Genomic DNA, 26022 nt, shown 5'->3' on the forward strand with positions numbered 1-26022 from the left:
ACCATATAGTTTCAAATAAAATATGTCAAAACTAGTTAAGCTTAAGAAGGGATTTGATATTAAGCTGGAGGGAAAGGCAGAAAAGAAAACTGAAGCTTTCCAGCCGGCTCAGACCTTCGCGATTAAGCCTACAGACTTTGTAGGTATGCAGCGTCCAAAAGTTACCGTCAAAGAAGGGGATACCGTAAAAGCGGGCACGCCAATTCTCTTTGACAAAAAGCTTGAATCCGTTCTTTATGCAGCTCCCGTTTCAGGAGAGATTGTTGAGATCAAAAGAGGTGAAAAAAGAAAACTGTTAGAGATCAAAATCATGGCTGACAAAGAAATCAGCTATGAGGAATTTGATAAGTTTTCTGAGTCAGATCTCAAAAGCCTCACAAAAGAGCAAGCGATTGGTGCTCTCCTAAAAGGTGGTGTATGGCCGCAAATCATCCAACGTCCCTATGGGATCGTAGCCAATCCGGAAGATGACCCTAAAGCGATCTTTATCTCAGGATTTGATTCCCACCCACTCGCACCTGATTATGGTGTACTTCTGAAAGGACAGGAAAAATACTTCCAAGCAGGCCTAAACATCCTCAAAAAGCTCACTTCCGGAAAAGTTCACCTTAACCTGGACCAAGATTCCGAGGTGTCGCCAGTATATGCTGGTGTTCAAGGTGTAGAAGTGAATAAGTTTTCGGGGCCACATCCAGCAGGAAATGTAGGTGTGCAGATTCATCACCTGGATCCTATCAACAAAGGGGAAATAGCTTGGACGATCAACCCTTATGGAGTGGTTCAAGCCGGGAAGCTCTTTCTGGAAGGGATTTATGATACTTCCAAAGTTATCGCTATCACAGGTTCTGAGGCTATTAAGACCGTTTACACAAAAACCTATCAAGGTGCTTGTGTGGATAAGCTGGTAGCAGACAACACCAAGTCTGACCATTTTAGAGTAGTTTCCGGAAATGTGCTTACTGGAGAAAAAATCAATCACGATGGGTATTTGGGGTACTATGACCACCAAATCACCTTACTCCCTGAAGGCGACTATTATGAGTTTATGGGCTGGGCCAAGCCGACCAGTAGTAAATTGAGTTTCCACCGTGCACTGGGCTTATTGTCTTTCCTTTCACCAAATAAAGAATATGCATTGGATACCAATGCACGAGGTGAGGAAAGGGCATTTGTGCAGACAGGGGTATTTGAGCAGGTCACTCCTATGGACATTTTCCCAGTCTACCTTCTGAAGGCCATTATGGCAGAGGATTTCGATGAAATGGAAGAGTTGGGGATTTATGAAATAATCGAGGAAGATTTGGCACTGTGCGAGTTTATCGACGTGTCAAAACATCCCGTTCAAGACATTGTCAGAAAAGGAATAGAACTAATTCAATATAGTTAATCAATATGAAGTTTCTACGTGATCTGTTAGATAAACAGAAACCCCTCTTTCAAAAGGGAGGTAAATTTGAGAATTTATATTACTTGTATGAGGCAGGAGAGACATTTATGTTTTCTCCAAACCATACAACGGGTATAAAAGGTGCTCAGGTGAAAGATGCCATTGATCTGAAGCGTATGATGATCACCGTGGTGATAGCACTTTTGCCTTGTCTGCTATTTGGGATCTATAATGTGGGCGAGCAGCACTACCTGGCAGTAGGAGAAGCTGTTGGCTTTGGTGAAAAGTTCTTGCTGGGTTTGAAATTGGTGCTGCCAATTGTTATTGTTGCTTATGCCGCAGGAGGGATTGCAGAGGCAGTATTTGCTGTGATCCGGAAACACCCAATCAATGAAGGCTTTTTGGTTACAGGAATGTTAATTCCGCTTGTGGTACCCGCGAGTATGCCGCTTTGGCAAGTAGCCTTGGCAACAGTCTTTGCCGTAGTGATTGCCAAAGAAGTCTTTGGTGGAACAGGAATGAATATCCTGAATGTAGCCATGACGGCCAGGGCGTTCTTGTACTTTGCTTATCCGGCTCAGATCTCAGGTGACCAGGTTTGGACCTACTTGGGTGAGAAGACTGCAGTAGATGGATTCTCAGGAGCGACAGCACTTTCTGTTGCCTATAACGCAGGCCAAAGTGGTGAGGCTGTTACCGGTGCCCTTGCTTCCCATAATTCAGCCATTGGCGATCAGCTGTACAGCTTTGCCAATATGTTCTTTGGTTTTATCCCCGGATCTATCGGTGAGACATCTGCCTTGATGTGCTTGATCGGTGCCTTGATCCTGATTGCTACAGGCGTAGGGAGCTGGAAAATCATCGTGAGTGGTTTTGCAGGTACTTATATCATGGGATTGATCATGAATGCCTTTGCAGCCAATGAATTTATGGCTATGCCGGCACACTATCACTTGGTTATGGGCGGTGTAGCTTTTGGTATCGTATTTATGGCTACGGATCCTGTTTCTGCGGCGCAGACGGAAAGAGGAAAGTGGCTTTATGGTCTGCTGATTGGCTTCTTGACCGTAATCATTCGGGTGACCAATCCCGCATATCCAGAGGGCATTATGTTGGCAGTTCTATTAATGAACGTCTTTGCTCCACTTATTGATTATTATGTTGTGAAAGCAAACAAGAAAAGGAGGTTACAACGTGCAACAGTCTAATACATATATCATTACATTCTCGGTAATCCTTACCGTAGTGCTCGGTTTTTTACTTTCAGGTACTTCCCAGCTATTGGGGCCTATCCAGAAGGAAGCCGTTGCGCTGGATAATAAGAAGCAAATTTTAGGTGCCGTAATGGATGCTGAAAAAATTGCTGCCATGAAACCCCAAGAGGTCAATGAATACTATGAGAATACCATTTCTGCAAAAGTGGTAAATATCAAAGGGGAAGAAGTGACTGAACAGGAAGGAGCCGAAGTAACAGCAGAAACGGTGGATGTGGCCAAAAACTATAAAAAGCCAGCTGAAGAGCGACTTTACCCTGTTTATATTTATCATGAAGAAGGCAGTGAGGACAAAGTGGTCGCTTATATCCTACCGCTGTATGGAGCAGGATTATGGGATTCCATATGGGGGTATCTGGCATTGCAGACAGACTTGAATACCATAGAGGGTGTGACATTTTCCCATGCTGGGGAGACACCGGGCCTAGGGGCTAGAATTACTTCAACTGATGTACAACAAAGGTATCATGGAAAGGAGATTTTTGGTGAAGGCGGAGAATTACAAGCCGTAAGTATGCAGAAAGGTGAAGGGAAGGATTATTCAGCAGAGCCACATAAGGTGGATGGTATGTCCGGAGCTACCATTACCGGTGATGGAGTGAACAAAATGCTGAAAAACTATTTGGGATACTATCAGTCTTACATGGACAAAGTAAAAGGTAATTCCTAATTGGTTGGCTTTAAAAATATTGTAGAACGTCTCAACATAATTTGATATGAGTACAGAAACAGCAGAAAAGACAGAAATCAAAAAGCCCGCAGAGGCCTTTCTGTCGAAGCGAAGAAAAAAATTGATTTCTGATCCGCTGGTAGATGATAACCCGATTACCATTCAGGTATTGGGGATTTGTTCTGCATTAGCGGTGACCACACAGATGAAGCCTACTTTGGTAATGGCACTTTCTGTGATCTTTGTGATCGTGATGTCTAACTTGACCATCTCAATCATGAGAAACACCATTCCTACTCGTGTTCGGATCATTGTGCAGTTGGCGGTAGTAGCTACCTTGGTGACGTTGGTGAATGAAATTCTGAAAGCATTTGCCTATGATATGTACAAGGAATTGTCTGTATTCGTAGGCTTGATCATTACCAACTGTATCGTAATGGGACGTCTAGAGGCATTTGCTTTAGGCAATAAGCCTTATGACTCCGTATTGGATGGATTTGGTAGTGCGCTGGGGTATTCTTGGATCATTCTTACGGTAGCTTTCTTTAGGGAACTGTGGGGATCAGGTTCAGTATTCGGTATCCCTGTTTTTGATACCATTTCGTCTTGGTTCGGAGGGGATTTCTCCTTGGCCACCAATGGTTTGATGGTGAGCCCGGTAGGTGCCTTTATCATCCTTGGATTGATTATCTGGGTACAGCGTACCAAGACAGGATATGTAGAACATTAAAATATTGCTAAGAGATGGAATTATTTAGCTTGGGAATCCGGTCAATCTTTATTGACAATATGGTATTTGCTTACTTTTTGGGAATGTGCTCATTCTTGGCCGTTTCTAAAAAGGTAAGTACAGCCTTAGGTCTTGGTGCTGCCGTAATCTTTGTATTGACGATTACGGTACCTTTGAACTGGCTTTTGAATGAATTTGTACTGAAAGAGGGAGCATTGTCCTTTCTTGGTGAATCTTTTGCCACTATTGACCTGACCTTTTTGAGGTTTATTATGTTCATCGCTATTATCGCAGCGATGGTGCAATTGGTGGAAATGGTAGTGGAGAAGTTTGCGCCAGCTTTGTATGGTGCACTGGGGATCTTCCTTCCGCTTATTGCCGTAAACTGTGCCATCTTGGGTGGGTCACTTTTTATGGCACAAAGGGATTATACCCTTGCTGAAGCAGGTGTGTATGGATTCGGTTCCGGTACAGGGTTTTTCCTTGCGATCGTAGCGCTGGCTGCCATTCGTGAAAAGTTGAAATACTCTAACGTGCCAAATGGTCTTAAAGGTCTCGGTATCACGATGTTGATTACCGGGTTGATGGGCATTGCCTTTATGTCATTTATGGGGATTGATCTGTAAGACACCCAGAAAAATAAAAATAGTGAAGAGCCCTGCCTTATTGGTAGGGCTTTTTTATTGCCAATACTAATTTAAGATACTACTTTTATGGTTTGTTGTGAGTATCAAACCATTATCATTATGTCATTTACCTCTAAGCGTATCGTTAATTATTTCTTTAAAGGGTTGCTTTTTGTGACTCCCTTGGTACTGACGGTATATATAATTTATTATATCGTTCAGTTTTTAGATAATTTGCTGCCGGTACCTGTTCCGGGCCTGGGGATCTTGATTGTTTTAGGCCTAATTACCTTTGTTGGTTATTTGGCCAATATATTCATAACCAAACCCATTTTTGAGTTGATCGAAAGGTGGTTATTTAGAATTCCTTTGGTCAATATTCTCTATACCAGTATCAAGGATTTGATGTCTGCTTTTGTGGGGGACAAAAAGAAATTTAACACCCCTGTAATTGTAAAGCTCTCTGAGCATGTTAGTCGTTTGGGATTTATTACCCAAGAGGATTTGTCTGTGATTGATGAGGAGGACTTGGTGGCCATTTACCTTCCTCATTCTTATAACTTTAGTGGCAATTGCTTTTTAGTGCCCAAGACTAATGTTCGGGTATTGAAAGGGATAAATAGTGCTGATGTAATGAAGTTTATTGTTTCGGGTGGCGTTTCTGAATTAAGCAGAGCTAAAAAGTAGCAATCAGAAAGATGGGCGCAATGTAGTTGTATTAGAAGAAACACAAGTGATGCGGATTAGGCATATTGTCTCAGATCCTTTCATTTTGGATTAGGCTATATTCTTGGGGGATGGTTTGGGCTAATAATATAGGAACATAGGGTACATACAGTAGGGGTGAATTCCCCTTGTCAACTTATTAAAAACTTCCCGACAGTAGGCAGAATCCCAATGCATAATGCGGGTTGAATTGTATTTGTCCCAACTTTTCCGCTTGATCCGTTAATAATCAAGCCCCCTTTCTACAATATTGATTAAAAAAAGGCTCCCGTTAAGGAGCCTTTTTGTTGGAGTTATATGCTTTTTTAGATTTGAGCTTCTAGTTTTTGAGCAAGCACTGCTTTAGGTACGGCACCTACTTGTTTGTCCACCACTTCGCCGTTTTTGAAGAAGAGAAGTGTAGGAATACTCCTGATGCCAAACTTAGAGGCTACAGCAGGGTTTGCATCTACATCGACTTTACCTATCACCGCTTTTCCGTCATATTCGCCAGCAATTTCTTCTACTACTGGCCCGATCATTTTACAAGGCCCACACCACTCAGCCCAGAAATCTACTAGGATAGGTTGGTCTGATTTGATGATTTCCTCAAAGTTTGCGTCGGTAATTTCAATTGCTTTTGCCATTTTATTATTTGTTTTAAGTTTCAATTTTCCTCAAATATAATATTCTAAAGTATTTTAGGTTTTATTTAGTTCCTTAATGAGGGAAATATTTTGTCAAGTGCCTTAGTATTTGCAGCATTAAATGATTTTGTATTGTACTTCCGGGATGTCTTCCAATTCTTTAATCATGTCTTGAGAAGGGTCTATCAGAAACTTGGTGGACCTTAGGTCCACTGCAATTCGCTCCTTGACATCGGTGACATTGATAAAGAGTTTGGCTTCTCCTTTGTACTTGGAAGTAATGGCTTCCAATCTTTCCATTAAGTCCAGGGTAAGGTCGTCGAGGCTAATGTTTAGGCGCAAGCCTTTGACCATTCTGCCTCGAACCTCATTTAGTAGCATGATGTTGCCTATTTTAAATTCCAGTTCGTCCGGGTTCCAGCGTTTGCCTTGAACACTTCCAGTGAAGTATAAGAACCATCCAGTCATGAAATACTCTTTGTATTTGATGTAATCTTCACCAAATAGAAAGAAGGTATGGCCCCCGTTATAATCCTCTAGGGTCAATGTACCGAAGGGATTGCCGTTTTTGGTGGTACGATGGGCAAAGGATGTTACTACTCCAGCTGCTTTGATTTCACCTTTGGCTTTCAGGACATCGGTATTGGAGAATTCCGATAAGGGCGTATTGGTAAAAGAATCAAACTCTACCTTAAACTGATCCAAGGGGTGCCCAGAGATGTAAAGTCCGACTACTTCCTTCTCGATGTTTAGTTGCTGCAATTGGCTGAAAGGCTCTATAGGGGTAATGCTTGGCATGGGGACCTCCATTCCTGAACCTCCTCCGAAAAGGGATACTTGCGAGCTTTCAGCTTCCTGGGCCTTCTTTTGGGCATATTTTACTGCTTTTTCGATGAGCGTGGCATCATTTTCGGAAGCTTCCAGGTATTGCCGTCTGTGATGATCAGGGAAACAGTCAAAACCTCCGGCCATGGCCAGTGATTCCAGCGTTTTTTTATTGACCGACCGTAGGTTTATGCGCTGGGTAAAATCAAATATGTTTTTATAGGGGCCATTTTCTGCCCGTTCTTCGATTACTGAGTGAACAGCCGCACCACCCGCACCTTTAATGGCCGCTAAACCAAATCGAATTTGTCCTTCTTGGTTTACCGTAAAGCCATCTTTGGACTCATTGACATCAGGCCCCAGTACTTCTATCCCCATGCGTTTACATTCTTCCATGAAAAAGGTGACCTGGGTGATGTCATTCATGTTGTTGCTCAGCACGGAAGCCATGTATTCGGCAGGGTAATGTGCTTTGAGATAGGCTGTTTGATACGCTATCCATGCATAACAGGTGGAGTGGGACTTGTTAAAGGCATAAGAGGCAAAGGCTTCCCAGTCCTTCCATATCTTTTCTAGCTTGGTTTTGTCGTGGCCCTTTTCAGCGGCTTGGTTGACAAATTTAGGCTTCATTTTGTCCAGGACGTCACGGAGCTTTTTACCCATGGCCTTACGCAGGACATCTGCCTCGCCTTTGGTAAAACCTGCCAGTTTTTGGGAAAGTAACATCACCTGTTCCTGATACACTGTAATCCCATAAGTCTCCTGAAGATATTCCTCCATATCGTCCAGATCGTAAGCAATGGGTTCCAGCCCGTGCTTTCTTTTAATAAAGCTGGGGATGTATTCCAAAGGTCCCGGACGATAGAGCGCATTCATGGCAATCAAGTCGGCAAATACCGTGGGTTTCAGCTCACGCATGTATTTCTGCATGCCAGGGGATTCATATTGAAATATCCCTACCGTTTCACCACGCTGAAAGAGCTCATAAGTTTCTGTATCATCAATGGGGAAGTTTTCCGGATCCAGCTCCACATCATGACGCTCCTTGACGATGCGAATGGCGTCTTTGATCAGCGTGAGGGTTTTCAGGCCAAGAAAGTCCATTTTCAGCAGGCCTGCATTTTCCACCACGGAGTTGTCAAATTGTGTGCAGTACATGTCCGAGTCTTTGGCAAGTGCTACAGGGACAAAATTGGTAATGTCATCCGGAGTGATGATGACCCCACAGGCGTGGATGCCTGTGTTTCGTACGGATCCTTCCAGTATCTTTGCCTGGTTGATGGTCTTGGACAGGTCGTCGTTGCCCTTGGAGATGTTGATCAGCTCGTAGGCCTTATCGATGTTCTCTGAGTTGTTTTTGAGCTTGTCGGCGAGTTTGGCCCGGTCATTGGCCAGGCTAAAGAGGGCTTTCAGCTTGATGTCTGGGACCAATTTGGCCAGGCGATCTGCGTCTGACAATGGCAGGTCAAGTGCCCTCGCTGTATCGCGAATGGCCGATTTGGCCGCCATGGTACCGTAAGTGATGATCTGTGCCACCTGATTGGCACCATATTTTTCGATTACATAATCGATTACTTTTTGACGACCGTGGTCATCAAAGTCAATATCAATATCGGGAAGTGAAACCCTGTCCGGGTTTAGGAATCTCTCAAAAAGGAGGTCATATGCGACTGGATCCACATTGGTAATGCCGATGCAGTAGGCGACTGCAGAGCCGGCGGCAGACCCCCTGCCAGGCCCTACGGATACACCCATTTCCCGGGCGGCCGTGGTAAAATCCTGCACGATCAGGAAATACCCCGGATACCCGGTGTTCGCAATAATAGAGAGCTCAAAATCCAGCCGTTCCCTGATTTCTTCAGTGATCTCAGGATAGCGTTTCTTGGCTCCTTCGTAGGTAAGGTGGCGCAAATAGGCGTTTTCGCCACGCTTGCCGCCGTCTTCATCATCTTGTGGGTCTTGAAACCGTTCTGGAATATTGAACTTGGGCAGCAAAACTTCCCTTGCCAGTTTGTAGGCCTCTACTTTTTCGATGATTTCATTAGTACATTCGATGGCTTCAGGGAGATCAGCAAAGAGCTTTTTCATCTCCTCGGGCGTTTTGATATAGAACTCTTCGTTGGGGAAGCCGTAGCGGAATTCCCGGCCTTTTTTGCCAATGTACTTTTTCGGCTTGTCGACTTTCTCACCGTCTTTGACACAGAGGAGAATGTCGTGCGCCTTGGCGTCATTCTTGGTGTTATAGTAGGTGTTGTTGGCGGCAAAATACTTGACGTTGTACTTTTGGGCGAATCGAAGCAGGACTTCGTTTACTTTTTCCTCTTCCGGGATTCCGTGACGGTTCAATTCCACGTAAAAATCCTCTCCAAACTGCTCCTTCCACCATAAAAAGGCTTCTTCAGCTTGGGTCTCACCGACATTCAGGATAAGGAAAGGAATCTCCCCCCAAAGTCCGCCAGTGGTGGCAATGATATCTCCTTTGTACTGAACCAGGAGTTCCTTATCGATCCTGGGGACATAATAAAAACCTTGGGTGTAGGCAAATGAGGCCAATTTGGCTAAGTTGTGATAGCCCGTCTTGTTTTTGGCAAGCAACACCGCCTGGAAGCCATCGTCCTTTTGGGACTTGTTTTGATGTTCCCGACAAATGTTAAACTCACAACCCACCACTGGCTTGATGTCATTTGACATAGCTTCTTTCACAAAATGGAAAGCAGCCATCATATTGCCATGGTCAGTCATGGCAATGGCCGGCATGTTGAATTCCTTGGCCCTGGCCACCATAGCAGGGATTTCTGAGGTAGCCTGCAGGATGGAGTATTGCGTATGGACATGGAGGTGACTGAATGGGATGTCTACCAAGTCACTGATATCCGCTTTTCGCGCTTGCTTGATGATATCTTGGGCAGCTTCCTTTTGTTGGTCCTTGGCAGCGGCAAAGTTGGCAGCGTCGAGTTTTGGCGGTTCATAAATGACCTCTTCTACTGCAATGCCTTCTTCTGGAGCCTGTACTTTGGCGGTGATCAGTCCAAAGAAACACTTCGCTGTGGCGTCTACGTCATAAGCAGCATCGTGGGCGTCCTCGAATCCCGCACCAAAGAGTTTTTGATGGAGTTCTGTTAGCGTTGGCCATTTGTATTTGCCTCCTTTCCCTCCAGGAATGGCGCAGAAATTAGTGGATATGTCCTTGGTGTCCAATTCCTGCTTTTCAAGCAACTGCATTGGCAGGTCCACTCTCAAAAATTCCGCACCACAGACATTGATGTCAAAACCAATATTGTGGCCGACCAGGTAGTTGGCTTTTTCTACATCTTTGTGGAAAATCTCCAATACCTCCTTCAGGTCATGGCCTTCTTTTAATGCACGGTCTGTGGAGATTCCATGGACTTTTTCGGCATTGTAAGGAATGGTGAAGCCTTCGGGTTTGACAATGTAGTTTTGATGGGAAATCAGTTTGCCCCGCTCATCGTGGAGTTGCCAAGCCAGCTGGACCAGCCGTGGCCAGTTGTCCAAATCGGTGATGGGGGCATTGTAATTTCTCGGTAAACCAGTGGTTTCGGTATCAAAAATAATGTACATAGGAACTCCTTGGATTTTTAGGATTTGGGGAATCTAAATTAAGCTTAAACTTTTGAATCTGCCAGTGTCATGACGGTAATTGTCCCAGTATTTTCGGGAGTTGGAGGATTGGGAAATTTGAAGATTGAAGAATTGTTGGCAAGACTGATCTTAAGGCTTTAATTGCCAGGGCAAACACATTTACCAAGCATGAGCAAAATTAATGGTTTTATGAATAACAGGCCTAATTGCCGATCCTCAAACCTGTCTCCTGATCTATCCGCCCAAATGGGACATCTCCGTGGATCATAATGGGTAAATATTCAGGATGGTATTTTTTTACAACTGTCCCATAATCCTGGTATGTGTAGAATTTTCTGATGAAAAAAATGGGAGAAGTAGATGTTGAGCATGTGATGCTGGCCAAGAAAACCATGCAAGAAATGTCAACTTATTGAAAATTTGTCTTTAACGGGTTGAAGGCAAATCATATCAACCTAAAATAGGTGTTAATTTCAGGCTTTTTGGGAGTGTTTGCCACGTAGTTTACTTTTTTGTTTTCAAGATTTTTGTTATATTGAAGTGTAAAAATTCAGACATATATTTTGTCAGAATCACACCAAAATACAGTTTGTCTTCTCTTCTTTTTAAGGAAACCACTAAATAATTATGGGAAAAACAATTATTGTCTCTAACAGGTTGCCTGTTAGTTTACGGCATAAGAACGGGAAATTTGAATTCAAACCTAGTGCTGGAGGGCTGGCCACTGGTCTGGGATCTATTTATAAGGAAGGAGAGAATATCTGGATTGGCTGGCCAGGCAATGACGTGGAAGATCCGGAGCAACGGGCAGAGATCATCATTGAGCTACATGAGCTGAAGATGGCGCCAGTTTTTTTGAGCAGGGAAGATATAGAACAGTTTTATGAGGGCTTTAGTAACGAGACCCTATGGCCGGCATTCCACTATTTTACCCAGAATATCAATTACGATGAGCATCACTGGGAAGCTTATGTGAGGGTAAACAAAATGTTTTGTGAAGCGATCCTAAAGAAAGCAGGCCCTGACGATACCATTTGGGTGCATGATTACCAGCTGTTGCTTTTGCCCCAAATGCTGCGCGAAAAGCTGCCCAATGCCACTATCGCCTTTTTTCAGCATATTCCTTTTCCCTCTTATGAGGTGATAAGGATGTTGCCGTGGAGACATGAGATATTATCGGGTATGTGTGGTGCTGACCTGATCGGTTTCCATACATATGATGATATGCGACACTTTCTGAGTGCAGTGGGCAGGATCATGGGCTTGTCCAATGAAAGTGGCTATATCCAAGCTGAAAACCGCCTCATCAATGTGGACAGTTTCCCAATGGGCATCGATTATGATAAGTTTGCCAATTCGGCCAAGTCCCGAAAGACCCAAAATATCGCAAAGAAATATTTGGAATTGCTCGGAGATCAGAAACTCTTGCTCTCGATTGACAGGTTGGATTATTCCAAGGGGATTCCAAAACGGATCAAGGCTTTTGACAGGTTTCTGGAAGAGAATCCTGAGTACCATGGTAAGGTATCCATGATCATGGTGGTGGTGCCTTCACGTGACAAGGTGAAATCCTACCAAAGGTTAAAGGAAGATATTGACACCCTGGTGGGAAGGATCAACAGTGATTATTCAACCCTTAACTGGGTGCCGATTCATTATTTCTATAGGAGTTTTCCATTTGAGGAATTGACGGCCTTCTATGCCATGTCGGATATAGCGCTGGTAACGCCACTCAGGGATGGGATGAACCTAGTGTGCAAGGAATTTGTAGCCAGTAAAGTGAACAAGAAGGGGGTGTTGATCCTTTCTGAGATGGCCGGTGCCAGCAAGGAGCTTCAGGATGCCATTTTGGTAAATCCGAATAACAACAAAGGAGTAGCGGAGGCGATCAAGCAGGCCATTACCATGCCCGAAAAGGAACAGCGCGCCCGAATCGTTTCCATGCAGGAAACGATCCAGCGCTATGATGTATTCCAGTGGGTGAGAGTTTTTATGGATCGCTTACAATATGTGAAGCAGAAGCAACTGGACCTCCAATCCAAAGAAGTGGATGCTGAGGTAATCAGTGAGTTGCACGAGCATTTTAAAAAAGCGAAGAAGCCCATTTTATTCTTAGATTATGATGGTACTTTGGTTGGATTTAAGGGCAAACCAGAAGAGGCAAGCCCTGATGAGGAGTTGAAAAGCCTGGTAGGAAAGCTGACCAAAAAATCCCAAGTGGTCATTATCAGTGGCAGGGACAAGGAAACGTTGGGCAAATGGTTTAAAGGACAAAAAGTGGATATTATTGCCGAACATGGTGTTTGGTTGAAGATCAATGGCGGAAAAGATTGGGAACTGTATGCCGAAATTGACGACCATTGGAAGCCAGATATCAGGTCGGTGATGGAATATTACGTTCAACGTACCCCGGGGGCACATATTGAAGAAAAGCATCATTCCTTGGTATGGCACTACCGAAAGGTAGAGAGCGGCTTGGGTGACCTCAGAATGCGGGAACTGTTCAGCCACTTGAAATACATGGCCAGAGGACATAACCTGCAAGTGTTGGAAGGAAACAAGGTGCTTGAAATAAAGCGTCCTGATATCAATAAGGGAAGAGCTGCTACTGCTTTCATGAAGGGAAATAGCTATGATTTTATTTTGGCAATTGGGGACGATTGGACAGATGAAGATACATTCCAAGCGATGCCTGATGGAGCATTCAGCATCCGTGTGGGCTACAGCTATACCAAGGCCAATTACAATATCAAGAGTCCGAAGGAAGTAAGGTACCTGCTGAACAAGCTGACTTAAAGGGCTTAAAATGGAAGATGTTAGCTATAAGAAGTCTGGTATTTCCAAATGGCAGCCGATAGGTACAGCGTGTCATTAAAATATGCTTACTGTATTAAGCAATATATTGTTATTGTTGCTTATTATAGTAAGCATATTCTTCTCCATTCTTAATTCCATCTACTGCACCTATCTGATCAGAAAGGGATCAAGCAATATTTCTGGGGGCGGGAGAAGATTTATATTCATTTGGTATGTCGCCACGAAGTCGCCAAGACACGAAGTGTTTTGTAGGCGGATTCCAAATTTCATGGAAAACAAACAGCTTTGGGTCTTAGACTCTTTGTGGCAAAAAAACAAAAAAGAAATCCTATTAAAATAAAGGGATTCATGCCCTCAACTTTTTCGCTTGCCTCCTTTTTAGCACATTTTGAGGACCAAGCAATATTTCTGGAAGATGAGAGATTTCCAGGTGGTTTTGGTAAGCATATTTCTCTTTAATGTAGCAATAGGAATGTGTAGATTATAAAATCAGTATAAATCCGACATTGCGAATGCAGAGCAATGGAGTGAAGCAATCTCGTTTTCTTAATACGGGATTGCCACGTTCCCGATAGCTCGGGACAGGCTATACTTCCTCGCAAGGATGGTATTTTAAATCGCGTTTATTATAAAAAATCAGCGTAAATCTTATTAATCTGCATCATCTGCGTGCAATCGAAACCAACCCTAATCCCCACCAGCTTTTCCGCTTGATCCTCAGAAAGGCCTGTCTGGCCGTCCATAGCCGTTAGGCTAACGTATGCAAGGTATAGAACTGTTTATCCTTATTTGTGTCTGTGCTATTTATGTGGGGCATATGGGGATTTCCCCTTAGGGATCCGCCTCAGCGGAAAAATCCCGAACGGCAAAAAAATAACAAAGATCAGAAGGTGAAGATTACGCTGGAATTTAGCAAACAACAAAAAAATAGCTGCCACAGTAAATCATAGAGAACGTATTCTCAGGTTAACATATTTTTTCGTTATACGTTTATTTGTTTTGTACTGGCGTCCGAGAAAACAATCGTCAAATTGAAAAAATGAACTGTTTACACCCCTAAATCCCTAAAGGGGGACTTTCTAAAGCTCCCCTCTAGGGGATGGGGGCATTTTAGGAATTGGAATAAAAAAACCTCCATTTTCTATTTAAAGACAGTTTTTGATCATATTTGAAATTTAGGCGAACGCCAATATTTGTTTTATAACTAAATTTTTAAATTCAATTTTATGAAACTTAACGTAATCTTACTTTTGTTGGCCAGTGTTTTTCTTTTTCAATGCCAACAGGGAGGTGAGACAGCACTGGATATGCCTGTCATTCATATTGATCATGATAAAAAGGAAGTGGTTCAGCTGGATGATTTTGTCAATGATTACAGAGAAATTCCTTTGGAAATGACCCGGAATAGCACCATCAAGTACATCAATGATATTGCTGTTTCTAATGAGCATCTTTATATTGATGATGTTAAGAATGGGGTTTTGCAGTTTGATATGGAAGGTAAATTCATTAAAACCATTGGTAAAAAGGCTGATGAAGGTCCTGAGACCTATGTCCAACCAACTTCCATAGCGTTTGATGAGGATGAAAACGCGGTGGTAATTGCTGACACTTATCGCTTCAAATTATACAAGTTCAATCTGGAGGGAAAGCTGATAGATGAGTCTGAAAAATTACCTGCTGCTCCTTTTTTTGTTAAAACCTCCAAGGAAGGATATTGGGCAGTAGCGGAAAAGTTTAGCAATGATGGCGACAAGAGATATTATTTAGAAGCTGAGATTTATAGATTCAATGATGATTTTAAAATCACAGGAAGGTTTACTGCCGATCATTTAAAGCTTCATGGAGCCTGGGGGGGAGCAAGAAGGCAGCCATCTCTACTGTTTTATTCGGAATACGATTCTCTAGATTATTTCTACAACCCTGTCTTGCTCCCTCCTCGTGCTTATTCTGGGAAATTTGTTCGCGATACGCTATATCAAGTAAAAGAAGACCGTCTTCTGCCAAAAGTAAGGTTTGAATTTTCCAGAGAGGCCTGGGATGGAGAAAAGAAGGTCTATCACCTTAGGAAGGTGATGGCTCATAACAACTATTATTTGGTGACATATGATTACAGGAGTACTCCTTATTTGTTTATTTATGATAGAACCACTGAGGAAGGGAAAGTTGTCAAAGAGGGCTTTAGTGTCCCTGGTCTTGAAGAAGAATACATGCCTCACTCAAAATCCAATGGACAACTGTATTTGATTGTCCAACATCCCCCGAAGCCTGGTGAAGTCGAACCAAATCCTTCCATTATTCTCTTTTGAGGCTTTTGTTATGATTGACCTAATGGAATATCAATAACAGCCAAGAAGCCTTTACCTGGCTGACTTTCGATATCAAACGTGCCATTGAGCATCTGTACTTTGGCTGCTATGCCCAGTAGCCCAAAACCGCTGGAGATTTTTTGTTGGTCCATGCCCGCACCATTGTCTTCGACGGTGATGTTTAGTGAATCCCCGTGATTGATGAGCTGTAAATGCAGATGGGAGGCATGTGCATGTTTCAGTGTGTTTTGGACGAGCTCTTGACAGATGCGGTAGATGGTGAGTTCTTTTTGCTCTGGTAATCGCTCCTCCATACCCAGGATTTGCAGCTCTCCTCGCATTTTGCCACTCGCATTGATTTGTTCCACTAAGGTTTGTAATGCAGAAGGTAGCCCAAAGCGCCTCAGTGATACCGGGGACATATTGTGCGCTATCCGTCTTACTTCTTCGATGGCTTCATCCATTTTTTGGAGCGTGTCATTTTGGCTTTTGGTTGGGGTAGATTGTAGGGTTTGTAAGCCTTGCAGTTGGATTTTTATGGTAGAAAGCAGCGATCCCAGGCTGTCATGCAGTTCACCTGCGATGCGCTTTCGTTCGTCTTCCTGGGTCTGGATCAAGTCTTTGAGGTGGTTGTTTTTTTGCTGTTCAATAAAGGAAACAAGCTGCTTTTTTTCTTCGATCTCTTTTCGGATCTCCTTGTTGAGCAAGAGCGTTTTCTCATGGGTTCGGGCATTTTCTATGATCATTCCTCCCTGGTTGGCAATAATGCGAATCCACCTGACCAAGTCTTCGCAAAAGTGATCTTGGGTATGACTGTTTTCCAGATAGATTACCATGGACAGGTAGCCATTGATGTTTATCGGTAGGATCAGGAATGATTTCACGCCGCTATTTTTTAGCGCTGCTATTTCAGAAAAGGTACTTTCTCTTTCCAGGTCATTCACGATGAGCGGTGCCTGAGTACGGTGGCACATGAGCATCAATCCTGAAGGAAGGGGAGCGGTATGGTCGCTTTTGGGAAGGAGGCTAAGGTGCTTTTGGTCCAGCACATCACCATTGTTTTCGATCCACTCAATGCCGGTTCTGTCAGTACCGGAAATCCTCATTAAAAGTACCATCAGCTTTTTGGATAATGGATCCAATTCCAGGTCGCCACTCAACTCCCTCAGTACGGTTTCGATATTGGGCTGGAGATCCTTGGAGCGATCATTCAGCAGTACCTGGTATTGTTGGTTCAATTGTTTTTCCTTTGCATACCCCTCCCAATCCTTGTAAGCATTGATGGATTGCCTTAGGTGCTTGATGGCCGCATCCTTTTCTGATTGGTCCAGCAGGTATTTGGCAAGCAACTCGTTTGCCAGGCCAAGATCGTAATGGTTTTTTCCGGCCTTTTGGATGGCCTTTTGGTATTGTTCGGTAATCCGATCATTTTGATGACCGTTTATTCTTGCCCACTCAGCATTGAGCAGCCAGTAGGTCGCCGCATAGTTTTCGGGAGCATGACGGTACCAAAGATCACAAGCTGTTCGAATTTCTTTTAGTTCTTCAAGGTGGTTTGCAGCTTCACTAGGCGGTAGGTTATGCCAATTTTGGCTAACCGAAAGGAACAATAGGACTAAATTGGCTGGTACCAGCGGGGAACCCTCCTGAAGTTTTCGGTTTGCATTGGCTTCCCTGGCACAGCGGGCTGCCTGTTCGTAATGCCCAAAAAGAAAATAGTACCTCGCCCAGACATGATTACGGTAAAATCGTTCTTCCTGGATGGTCAGCTTTGCGGCCAGCCAGCTGGGTTGTTGTCTGGGTATCGAAAAAAATGAACGTTCTCCTGACAGGTACCGAATAAGGCTTTTTTGGTAGTGGGTGATGTAATAGGTAAGCTCCATGCCGGGATAGGATTCCTCAAAGGTGAAATCCAACAAGGATCCGAGAGGATATCCTGAAAGAAAATGGAGATTGAAAAGGTGGGTTTTTAGAATATACAGGCCAATGAGGTCCCCTGCTTTTCTTCCAGCTTCCATACCTTCCATCAACAAGGAGACACTTTTATCAAAGGACTTTTTCCAGGGTTGGATATAAAACGCAAACACCCCAAAAACCCGGCATCGATACTGCATGTCTTGAAGGTTTTGGTTGATTTGAAGCCCTTTAGAGCCTAGCAGATAGCCGTGGTCGATATTTCCTGCGATGATGTTCATTCTTCCATAACTCACATAGCCAATGGCCTTCACGCCTTCATCTTCGCTGTTTTTGGATCGGCTAATAATCTGTAAGGCTGCCCAGATCATTAAAGTGTCGGCCGTATGGTGCAGTGCCATACCGCCGACATACAGCAGTTTTAGAATGAAGTGTTGATGGATAGTAGGGGCTATAGAACGGCTACCCTGTGGTGCAGAGATAGCGATCTCCTGTTTTAGTTGGTCAATGGCGGCTTGGAGATTGGCCTCTTCAGCGGGGAGGGTAAGCCCAAGCTCAGAAAGTGCCTCCCGGAGGATGGAAACCACTTTTCGGTATCTTCCAAGATGATTGTTAATGGTGATTTTAAGGATATAGCTTTCGGCTCTTTTTGCTGGATCAAGCAACCTTTCCAGTAAATGGTCAAGGTGGATTTCGGCCAGATCATATTCGCCAAGGTAATATTCCACTTTTGCCCTTTCCATATTGGTTTTCCAATAGAGGTCTTTGACCTTTTCCCAAGGAAGGGCTTTGAAGAGATCGGAACTGATTTTCAGAAATTGCCTGGCTTGCTCATAACCATTGTCCTGTTTTTGCAGCTTGCCTACCTCGAGATTGAGCTTGGCACAAAGCAGCGTATCTCCTTTTTCTTTGACCAGGTCAAGTGACTGGTTGAGGTGCTGGGCGGCCAGGACTTTTTCAGTACTGCTGAGGTTGGCCAAATCTTTTCGGAGGATGTCTTTGCCAATGAGATAGTGGAGATTGGCTTTTTCAGTAAGAGGAATGCCTTCATAGATCACTTCGCCAATATACGTTTCGGAAAAACGAAAATCACCTTCCTGTAAAGTGAGCAGGCCAATCTCCAGGGCTTCTTGAAGGCTGTTCTGAAGAAGATTTTCATTATTATCGAATAAGGAAAGGAGCACTTGCCGGTTATAGTTCCCAATGCAGGAAAGCCAGGTCAATAAGCTAAGCGTGGGGCTACCGAGTGCTTTTAACCGATCCCAAAGAATTTCACGGGCATTTTGGCCTTTAAAGCGATCCTGGATTTGAGAGATATCCCCAGACCATATGCCCTGCTTTAACGTGATCAATTTTCCTGCTTTAAGGCTTTCGGCCAATACCTGCATATAACTTGGATTTCCTTCACACAGGCTGTGAAACAAGGTGTGAAGATCAGGGGAAAGGGGGGCGCCCAAAATTTCCTCAAGGAAGAAGTGGGTCTGCTCAGTGCGCAACCTGTGTAATGGGATGATTTCCAGTTTTTTGGTCTCAAAATTCAACCATTCCATTAACTGGTTTACCCTGAGAATGTCTGTCTTTGATTCCCTGCTGGCACCGATTAGCCGCAATTGTTCTGGGGATAAACGAAGTAAAAGATAGTGCAGTAGGTTGACGCTGGAACCATCCATCCATTGCATGTTATCGATGAAAATCAACAACGGTTTGCCCAGAAAATCACTCAGGAAACTAAAAAGCATGCTAAAAAGCGAGTATAGTTGGTTTTCTACTTTTGGTGTAGGCGACGTGGGCGGAATGGTGTCTTTCTCAATCAGCAAGGTCAGCTCAGGAATATAATCAAAAAGGAGCGGAAAATGCTCGCCAAGCTTCTTTTTGAGTTGAACAGAAAAGGATTCAAACTGGTCGGGGGCCATTTCCTTGTATACTTTTCGCAAAAACTCCCCAATCCCTGTTTTTATCCCTGCATAGGGTATGTTACGCTGTTGCTGAAGGTGGCTGATAGGAACTAACAAGTAGTCATTTCTATATCTATTCAAGTATTGTTCTATCAAATGGGTTTTTCCCACTCCTGAGGGCCCCGTGATGATAAGTCCGCACGGGGAGGATAGGTTGGTTTGTTTGGTGTGTTTGATGAAGTCATCCAGCTTTCTAGAGAGCTCCGGGTGGTGGGGGATGAGTGAGATGGACGAAGCAGCTGGATAAGGCATGGCAAGAACAATGATTAATTATATTGTAAAATCAACATTACTAAATTATACCTGTGTTTAGTATTTTTTATGGTACATCAAGTTTTTTTACAACTCAAGTTAATCCTTTTACTTTTTCATCGCCAGTAATAGGCCTAAATATGTCAGTGCGCCATTGACCAGGAGGATTTCAAAACCAAATTGGTAGCCACCAAACCACTGGGCCGAATTGCGGTCCAAGATGTAACAAATTACAGGAGAGGCAAGGCAAATGGCCGGTACCCACTTGTCCTTAACGGCCAGTTTGTTGGACAGACCAAAGGTGAACAATCCCAACAGCGGGCCATAGGTAAAGCCCGCAGCCTTGAAGACCGCGCTTACCACACTACTGTTGTTGAGAAGGTCAAATACGATAATAACCACAAAGATCAATGCAGTAAACCCGATATGGACTTTTAGGCGAGTGGCCTTTTGATTGAGGTGTATTTTTGATGGTAACTTCAGCACATCCACACAAAAGGACGTAGTCAGTGCTGTCAAGGCCGAATCAGCACTTGAAAAAGCAGCCGCTATAATTCCAAGCAGAAAGGTAATACCTGCCAATGTACCAAAATGATCCAATGCAAGGATAGGGTAAAGCTCATCAGTGCTTTCCGGAATGGCAATGTTGTTCTGGGCGGCAAAATAATACAGCAGTACGCCCAGTGACAGAAAAAACAGGTTGGAGATAAAGAAGCTGATCGAAAACCATAAAATGTTCTTTTTTGCCTCCTTTTGGTCTTTACAGGTGAGGTTTTTCTGCATGACATTTTGGTCCAGGCCGTTCATGGTAATGGTGATGAACACCCCGGCAAAGAACATTTTGAAGAAGTTTTTATTGGACAAAGGATCCCATTCAAAAACTGTCGAGAGCGGGCTTTCTTTGATGACACTGGTGATCTCGCCCATGCTCAGGTCAAGCTGCTGGCAGATGATCACAATACTGATGATCACGGCCAGTAGCAGAAAGGTCGTCTGTAAAGTGTCTGTCCATACGATGGTCTTGATGCCGCCTCTGTATGTGTATATCCAGATCAGCGTCGCTGTGGTCAGTACTGTGACAAAAAAGGGTATGTTATACGCATCAAAAAAAGCAATCTGTAATACAGTAGCAGCTAAAAACAGCCGGAAGGATGCCCCGATTGTTTGAGAAACCAAGAAGATCACTGAACCTGAAAGGTAAGCCTTCGGGCCAAAACGGTCCCTGAGGTATTCATAAATGCTGATCAGGTTGAGTTTATAAAAGAGTGGGATCAATATCATGGCAATAACCGCGTATCCCACCATATTGCCCATTACGAATTGCAGATAATTCCATGAAGAATTGCCGACTTCACCAGGAACGGAAATAAAAGTCACACCAGATAGTGAGGCACCTACCATCCCAAAAGCCACCAAATACCAGGGAGACTGCCTGTTGGCTGTATAAAAAGTCAACTCATCTGTTTTCCTCGAGGTCAGGTAGCTGATCAATAGAAGCAACAAGAAGTAGGATGAAATGACGATGAATACTAGGCTTTGGCTCATGGGAATGCTTTATATGTTTTGATTTATCACGTCCTGAATCGAGTTGAAACTTTTTCTTTGTTCTTGTCTCTTTATTCTCCTATTACCTGCTTTCTTTTGCCTTTGGTGCCAACGGTGATAATTGGAGATGGCTTGCTTTCATTGTGAAGCCGGTTCACAGCGGTGATATAATAGTGGTACGTACTCCGTTTCTGAATGGTATTGTCTTTCCAGCTTTGCTGTGCGTATGGAGACTTGGGTACTTTGGCGATGATCTGCGCCGAATTATTGGTGTCCAAGGTCCCTTCCTTTTCGAATCGGTAAATTACAAAATAACTTGCATCTTCTTTTAGGCTTGCCTGCCAATTCAGGGTGATTCCAGTGTCAGGGCTGCCTGTTGCCATGATGTGATGAGGAGCAGTTGGTGCAGATTGGCTGATCCAGGGCATGATGGGAGGCAGGGAGGGATGGGGATAAACTTTTTCCAGTTGGGAGTTGAGGTTCTCCTTGTTTTGGACAATGGTCTTGGCACTGAAGAACATGCTGCCTTTTACGATGGGGAAGGTCCTGTTAAACTGGATTTGATTGACCACTTCATTTTTGTCTTTCCAGCCTTTTTGGCCGACCCGGTAAATTCCCTGGCCAATGTAAACATGCCGTCCATAACTGTTGTCTGCCCACCATTTGACCAAGGTCTTATATTCTGCCAGTTCAAAGCCGATGTGCCAATAAACCTGTGGCGCGACATAATCGATCCACCCTTCTTTTAACCATTTACGGACATCAGCATAAAGGTCGTCGTAGTTGGTTTGCCCTGCTTTGGTGGCAGATCCTCTGGGATCCACATCGGCGTTACGCCATACCCCAAACGGGCTGATACCGAATTTTACAAAGGGTTTTTCTGCTTTGATCCTCTTGGAGAGTTCTTCGACAAAGTAGTCCACATTATACCTTCTCCATTCGCCAATATCCGTAAATCGGTTGCCATATTGGGAAAAAGAATCGCTGTCTGGAAATTCTTCCCCCGCTATTTTATAAGGATAAAAATAGTCGTCAAAATGTACTGCATCAAGGTCGTAATGCTTGACCACTTCTATGATGGACCGAAGTACATATTCCTGCGCTTCTGGAATGCCGGGGTCGTAATACCATTTTCCCCCATACTGCACAAACCATTCTGGATGCTTCACCAAGGGGTGCCCGGCAGAAGGAACAAAACCGGAACTGTTGGAAGCCCTGTAGGGATTGAACCAAGCATGGAATTCCATATTTCTTTTCTTGGCCTCATCGATCATAAATGCCAGTGGATTGTAATAGGGTACAGGTGGTCGCGCCTGTGCCCCCGTGAGATAAGCGGACCAAGGTTCAAAACTGGAAGGGTAGAAAGTGTCGGCTGTAGGGCGGATCTGCATGACGATGGCATTCATCCCGGCAGCAGCAAGGGTGTCCAGAAGGTTGACATATTCTTCTTTTTGCTCAGCAGCAGAAAGTCCAGGTTGGCTTGGCCAGTCGATGTTGTTGACCGTAGCGATCCAGGCCGCTCTTAGCTCTCGCTTAGGAGATTCTTGGGCCATCGCCGATACACAGATCAGCAAACTAATCAGTGCGAGTGCAGCTGTTTGTTTCCAAGTAAATATCATGATCGGTTTAGGTTTTTTGATAAGCTTCAATGGCTTTTTTTACAGAACCATGAGAAGTCAATAGGTTTAACGCAGTTTCTTGATCCAGGCCGGGGATTTCACCAAGGATCATCCGGATGCCTCTTTTAACCAGCTTTTGGTTGCTGAGTTGCATATTGATCATCTTGTTGCCTTTTACCTTGCCGAGCAAAATCATCAGACTGGTGCTGATCATGTTCAGGACGAGCTTTTGGGCAGTTCCGGATTTCATCCGGGTACTTCCTGTCACAAATTCAGGCCCGACCTCCACTTCAATGGGATGGTCCGCTTTGGTCGATATCAGGGCATTGGTATTACAGGCAATGCTTCCTGTCAATATCCCATGGGCTTTTGCTGTCTGCAAACCTCCCAGTACGTATGGGGTTTTGCCGGAAGCAGCGATGCCGATGAGGACGTCATTTTCGGTGATGTGCTGAGTTTTTAGGTCAGTCCAGGCTTGGTAGAGGTCGTCTTCCGCTCCTTCCACGGCTTGGCGAATGGCCTTGTCTCCACCGGCAATCAGCCCACAGACCAGCTCTGGTGATGCGCCATAAGTAGGTGGTATTTCGGATGCATCCAAGATTCCCAGTCTTCCGGAAGTGCCGGCACCGATATAGAAAAGCCTCCCCCCTTTGGCCATTTTGTCGGCGGTAGCCGTGACCAGTTTTTCAATTTGCGGAATGGCTGCTTGTACGGCAGTTGCTACTTTTTGGTCTTCTTGATTAATGTTTGCCAGGAGTTCACGGGCATTCATCTTTTCTAAGTCCTCATAAAGAGAGGAAGTTTCTGTAGTGAGAGAATTGAGCTCAGACATGATCTTATTTGATTGCGGGTACCGTTTGGCAATGGTATTTTACCAGTCCCTTCATAGGGTGTTGGACGATTTTATTGATTTCTAATCCGTATTCAGCAGCAGTACTGCGAAGAAAATCGCTGAAATGATAAGCGATGGATCCAGTGAAGGTGATGGCTTCGGAGAGGGACTTCTCATCGTAAGCCAATACATAGTATTCAAAGAATTTTCTGAAGTTGTCCTTAAGAATCTTCTCACAGGCCTTATGGTGTGCGTATTTCAACAGGAAAGGCGTAAATGAGGCCAGATAGCGATTTGCTTGCGGCTTATTGTAAATTTTATCCAGCATTTGCCGAAGGTCCATGGGGTAGGTGGCATGGAAGTCATCGATGATTTCACCGTCTATTCTTTGTTGAAGAATCAGGGCGATCAAATCTTTGCAGAGCACCGTTCCGCTGCCCCAGTCGGCCAGGATGTATCCCAAAGAAGGAACATTGCCGATAATTTCCTGACCATCATACACGCAAGAGTTGGCCCCTGTTCCCAAGATGCAGGTAATGCCTTTCTGGTCTTGCAGCAAGCTTCTGGCCGCACCGAGAATATCGCCATAGACTTCGGTAGGGTATTTCACGGGAAGGACGGATTCAATTGCGGATTTCACCTGGGCCACCTTGGCAGCAAGACCACATCCTGCACCATAAAATATGACTTTTTCCGCTTGTCGGGCAACAGGAAGCACTTCTTTTTCAATTACCCCGGCAATTTCTCTTTCTGTTAAAAAGTAAGGATTTAACCCTTTGCACTGTACAGAATCAATGGTGTTTCCCTCTTCATCTACCAATCTCCAGTCGGTTTTGGTAGATCCACTATCCGCAATTAATAGCATATTTATCAGTTTAATTTGACAATACGGGTGACTGATCCTATTTCAGGTAATCACTACTGATTACAAAGATGTTGGTATTTGCTCCTTAAGGCATCCCTGAAAATAGGGATTTGACATAATCACTGGATTATCGTTACAGGTATTTTTTGTAGAGGTTGTGCAGGATCCTAATGTCATTATTATTGAGGCCGGCTTCAATATCCTTCTGGATAAAATGAAGTTTAAAGGCGCGGATGGCAGCATCCAGGTCACTTACATCATATCCGATGATTTTCAAGGCTTCCTTTGGCTTAAACGAAGTTGGGACAGGTTCCAGCATAACCGTCTCGGTTTTATAGTTTATTTCATCTGTTGGCACGGCGATGTCCATAAGCAAAAAATCATCATACCAAATGCCAAAGCCTTCTTCAGCAAGTTTTTTCCATGGGAAATGGGCACTGGGATCCACTTTTCTGGAAGGGGCAATGTCGGCATGCCCAATGAAGTTGGCCGTCGGGATGTTATACCCTTCCTTCAATCTTTTTAAAAGCTTCAGCAGGCTTTCTATTTGGGCCTCAGCAAAAGGTTCACGGCCGTTATTGTCCAGTTCTATACCGATGGAGGAGGAGTTCAGGTCGGTGTCATGGCCCCACATGCCTTTTCCTGCATGCCAGGATCTCAGGTAGTCATTGAGCATTTGGACCACGGCACCATCCCTGCCGATGACATAGTGGGAGCTGACCTGGCTATGTGGGACGGTAAAAGTGTGAATAGTCTGAGCCAGGGAATCTTGGGCGGTATGGTGGATGATGACAAAGTTAGGCTTTCTGATACTAAAGTTGGTAGTGCCTACCCAGAGGTCGTTGAGGCGAGTGGTGTCCGAAACGTCCTGTTTTACTGCTGGTGTGGCGGTGATTTTCTCCACTTGCGCTTCTACCTGCTTTTTATGGGCCTTATTGACATTCGCATAGGGTTTTGGACTGCACGAAAATAGCAGCATTCCTAGCGTGGAAAGCAGAAAAAGTGCTTGGCATTTACTGTAATTCATAAAAGGGGGGCTAAGTGAGTAATGAATATACAAATATTGTAAAAAAAAGCAGGTATTGACTCACCGAAATCAGGGATTTGATGGATAGTGTCTAGATATGAGTATTGAGACATCCCTCCTCGCCGCGGCGGGGAGGATAGGTGGGGTAGATTGGAGCAGGCAAGCACAATTCGTTATGGATGGTTACAGCTCTCGTTATAGCAAAAGTCCGGAGGAGTTTGAAAGGAATTGGTCTAAAATTCCATCTATGGAAAGATCAGTTATTACGATGTTTGACAATGAAAACCAATGATTAATCCGGTCAACACTAATCAGGGATGTGCACGAAAACACGATGACCGTTTCCAAAAGGCCTTTTCAGCACAACCAGGACAACAAACAATAAAAGGGATAATTGAGATGTGGCAGATATCATGTGCCAAT

The 26022-nt window shown here is 44.2% G+C and carries 16 protein-coding genes; 8 read left to right on the forward strand and 8 right to left on the reverse strand.

What is annotated here, in order from left to right; all coding sequences use genetic code 11:
- Positions 1–22: 22 nt before the first annotated feature.
- The 6 genes from FKX85_RS09590 to FKX85_RS09615 all read left to right on the forward strand — a co-directional run bounded on the left by FKX85_RS09590 (position 23) and on the right by FKX85_RS09615 (position 5374).
- Positions 23–1387 (forward strand): Na(+)-translocating NADH-quinone reductase subunit A, encoded by a 1365-nt coding sequence (locus FKX85_RS09590; protein WP_141614518.1) that lies wholly within the window; start codon positions 23–25, stop codon positions 1385–1387.
- A 5-nt stretch (positions 1388–1392) separates the two neighbouring features.
- Positions 1393–2595, forward strand: a complete 1203-nt coding sequence (locus FKX85_RS09595; RefSeq protein ID WP_141614519.1) for an NADH:ubiquinone reductase (Na(+)-transporting) subunit B — start codon at positions 1393–1395, stop codon at positions 2593–2595.
- On the forward strand, positions 2582–3331 hold the full coding sequence (gene nqrC / locus FKX85_RS09600; protein WP_141614520.1) for an NADH:ubiquinone reductase (Na(+)-transporting) subunit C: 750 nt from the start codon (positions 2582–2584) through the stop codon (positions 3329–3331). The genes FKX85_RS09595 and nqrC overlap by 14 nt, the downstream gene beginning before the upstream one ends.
- Positions 3332–3377: 46 nt before the next feature.
- Complete coding sequence (locus tag FKX85_RS09605) at positions 3378–4061, forward strand: NADH:ubiquinone reductase (Na(+)-transporting) subunit D (protein WP_141614521.1); 684 nt, start codon at positions 3378–3380, stop codon at positions 4059–4061.
- A gap of 14 nt (positions 4062–4075) precedes the next feature.
- Entirely contained in the window at positions 4076–4687 is a 612-nt protein-coding gene (gene nqrE, locus FKX85_RS09610; RefSeq protein ID WP_015265830.1) for an NADH:ubiquinone reductase (Na(+)-transporting) subunit E, read from the forward strand.
- Positions 4688–4807: 120 nt separating this feature from the next.
- Positions 4808–5374 carry a DUF502 domain-containing protein gene (locus FKX85_RS09615; RefSeq protein ID WP_141614522.1) on the forward strand — a complete coding sequence of 189 codons (567 nt, stop codon included), beginning with the start codon at positions 4808–4810 and terminating at the stop codon, positions 5372–5374.
- A 344-nt stretch (positions 5375–5718) separates the two neighbouring features.
- Here the strand turns inward: FKX85_RS09615 and trxA are convergent, their stop codons facing one another.
- Positions 5719–6039 carry a thioredoxin gene (trxA, locus tag FKX85_RS09620; protein WP_137402371.1) on the reverse strand — a complete coding sequence of 107 codons (321 nt, stop codon included), beginning with the start codon at positions 6037–6039 and terminating at the stop codon, positions 5719–5721.
- A 117-nt stretch (positions 6040–6156) separates the two neighbouring features.
- Positions 6157–10443 (reverse strand): DNA polymerase III subunit alpha, encoded by a 4287-nt coding sequence (dnaE, locus tag FKX85_RS09625; protein WP_141614523.1) that lies wholly within the window; start codon positions 10441–10443, stop codon positions 6157–6159.
- 648 nt (positions 10444–11091) lie between these two features.
- Here dnaE and FKX85_RS09630 point away from each other — a divergent pair.
- Together FKX85_RS09630 and FKX85_RS09635 are read left to right on the forward strand one after the other, a co-directional pair.
- Positions 11092–13260, forward strand: a complete 2169-nt coding sequence (locus FKX85_RS09630; protein ID WP_141614524.1) for a bifunctional alpha,alpha-trehalose-phosphate synthase (UDP-forming)/trehalose-phosphatase — start codon at positions 11092–11094, stop codon at positions 13258–13260.
- Between the two features lie 1247 nt (positions 13261–14507).
- On the forward strand, positions 14508–15590 hold the full coding sequence (locus FKX85_RS09635; RefSeq protein WP_141614525.1) for a 6-bladed beta-propeller: 1083 nt from the start codon (positions 14508–14510) through the stop codon (positions 15588–15590).
- An 8-nt stretch (positions 15591–15598) separates the two neighbouring features.
- On the opposite strand, the gene FKX85_RS09640 is transcribed toward FKX85_RS09635, so the two are convergent.
- The 6 genes from FKX85_RS09640 to FKX85_RS09665 all read right to left on the reverse strand — a co-directional run bounded on the left by FKX85_RS09640 (position 15599) and on the right by FKX85_RS09665 (position 25599).
- On the reverse strand, positions 15599–19711 hold the full coding sequence (locus FKX85_RS09640) for an AAA family ATPase (RefSeq protein ID WP_141614526.1): 4113 nt from the start codon (positions 19709–19711) through the stop codon (positions 15599–15601).
- 108 nt (positions 19712–19819) lie between these two features.
- Positions 19820–21256: a sodium:solute symporter gene (locus FKX85_RS09645; protein ID WP_141614527.1), complete on the reverse strand. Its 1437-nt coding sequence runs from the start codon at positions 21254–21256 to the stop codon at positions 19820–19822.
- 71 nt (positions 21257–21327) lie between these two features.
- Complete coding sequence (locus tag FKX85_RS09650; protein ID WP_141614528.1) at positions 21328–22875, reverse strand: glycoside hydrolase family 10 protein; 1548 nt, start codon at positions 22873–22875, stop codon at positions 21328–21330.
- Positions 22876–22882: 7 nt separating this feature from the next.
- The gene (gene murQ, locus FKX85_RS09655) at positions 22883–23707 is read right to left on the reverse strand and encodes an N-acetylmuramic acid 6-phosphate etherase (RefSeq protein ID WP_141614529.1); all 825 of its coding nucleotides are present in this window, start codon (positions 23705–23707) and stop codon (positions 22883–22885) included.
- Between the two features lie 4 nt (positions 23708–23711).
- Positions 23712–24572, reverse strand: coding sequence for a BadF/BadG/BcrA/BcrD ATPase family protein (locus FKX85_RS09660; RefSeq protein WP_141614530.1), 861 nt, complete (start codon positions 24570–24572; stop codon positions 23712–23714).
- Positions 24573–24705: 133 nt separating this feature from the next.
- Positions 24706–25599 carry an N-acetylmuramoyl-L-alanine amidase gene (locus FKX85_RS09665; protein ID WP_141614531.1) on the reverse strand — a complete coding sequence of 298 codons (894 nt, stop codon included), beginning with the start codon at positions 25597–25599 and terminating at the stop codon, positions 24706–24708.
- Between the last annotated feature and the right edge of the window lie 423 nt (positions 25600–26022).

This window comes from Echinicola soli (assembly GCF_006575665.1).
GTDB lineage: Bacteria > Bacteroidota > Bacteroidia > Cytophagales > Cyclobacteriaceae > Echinicola > Echinicola soli.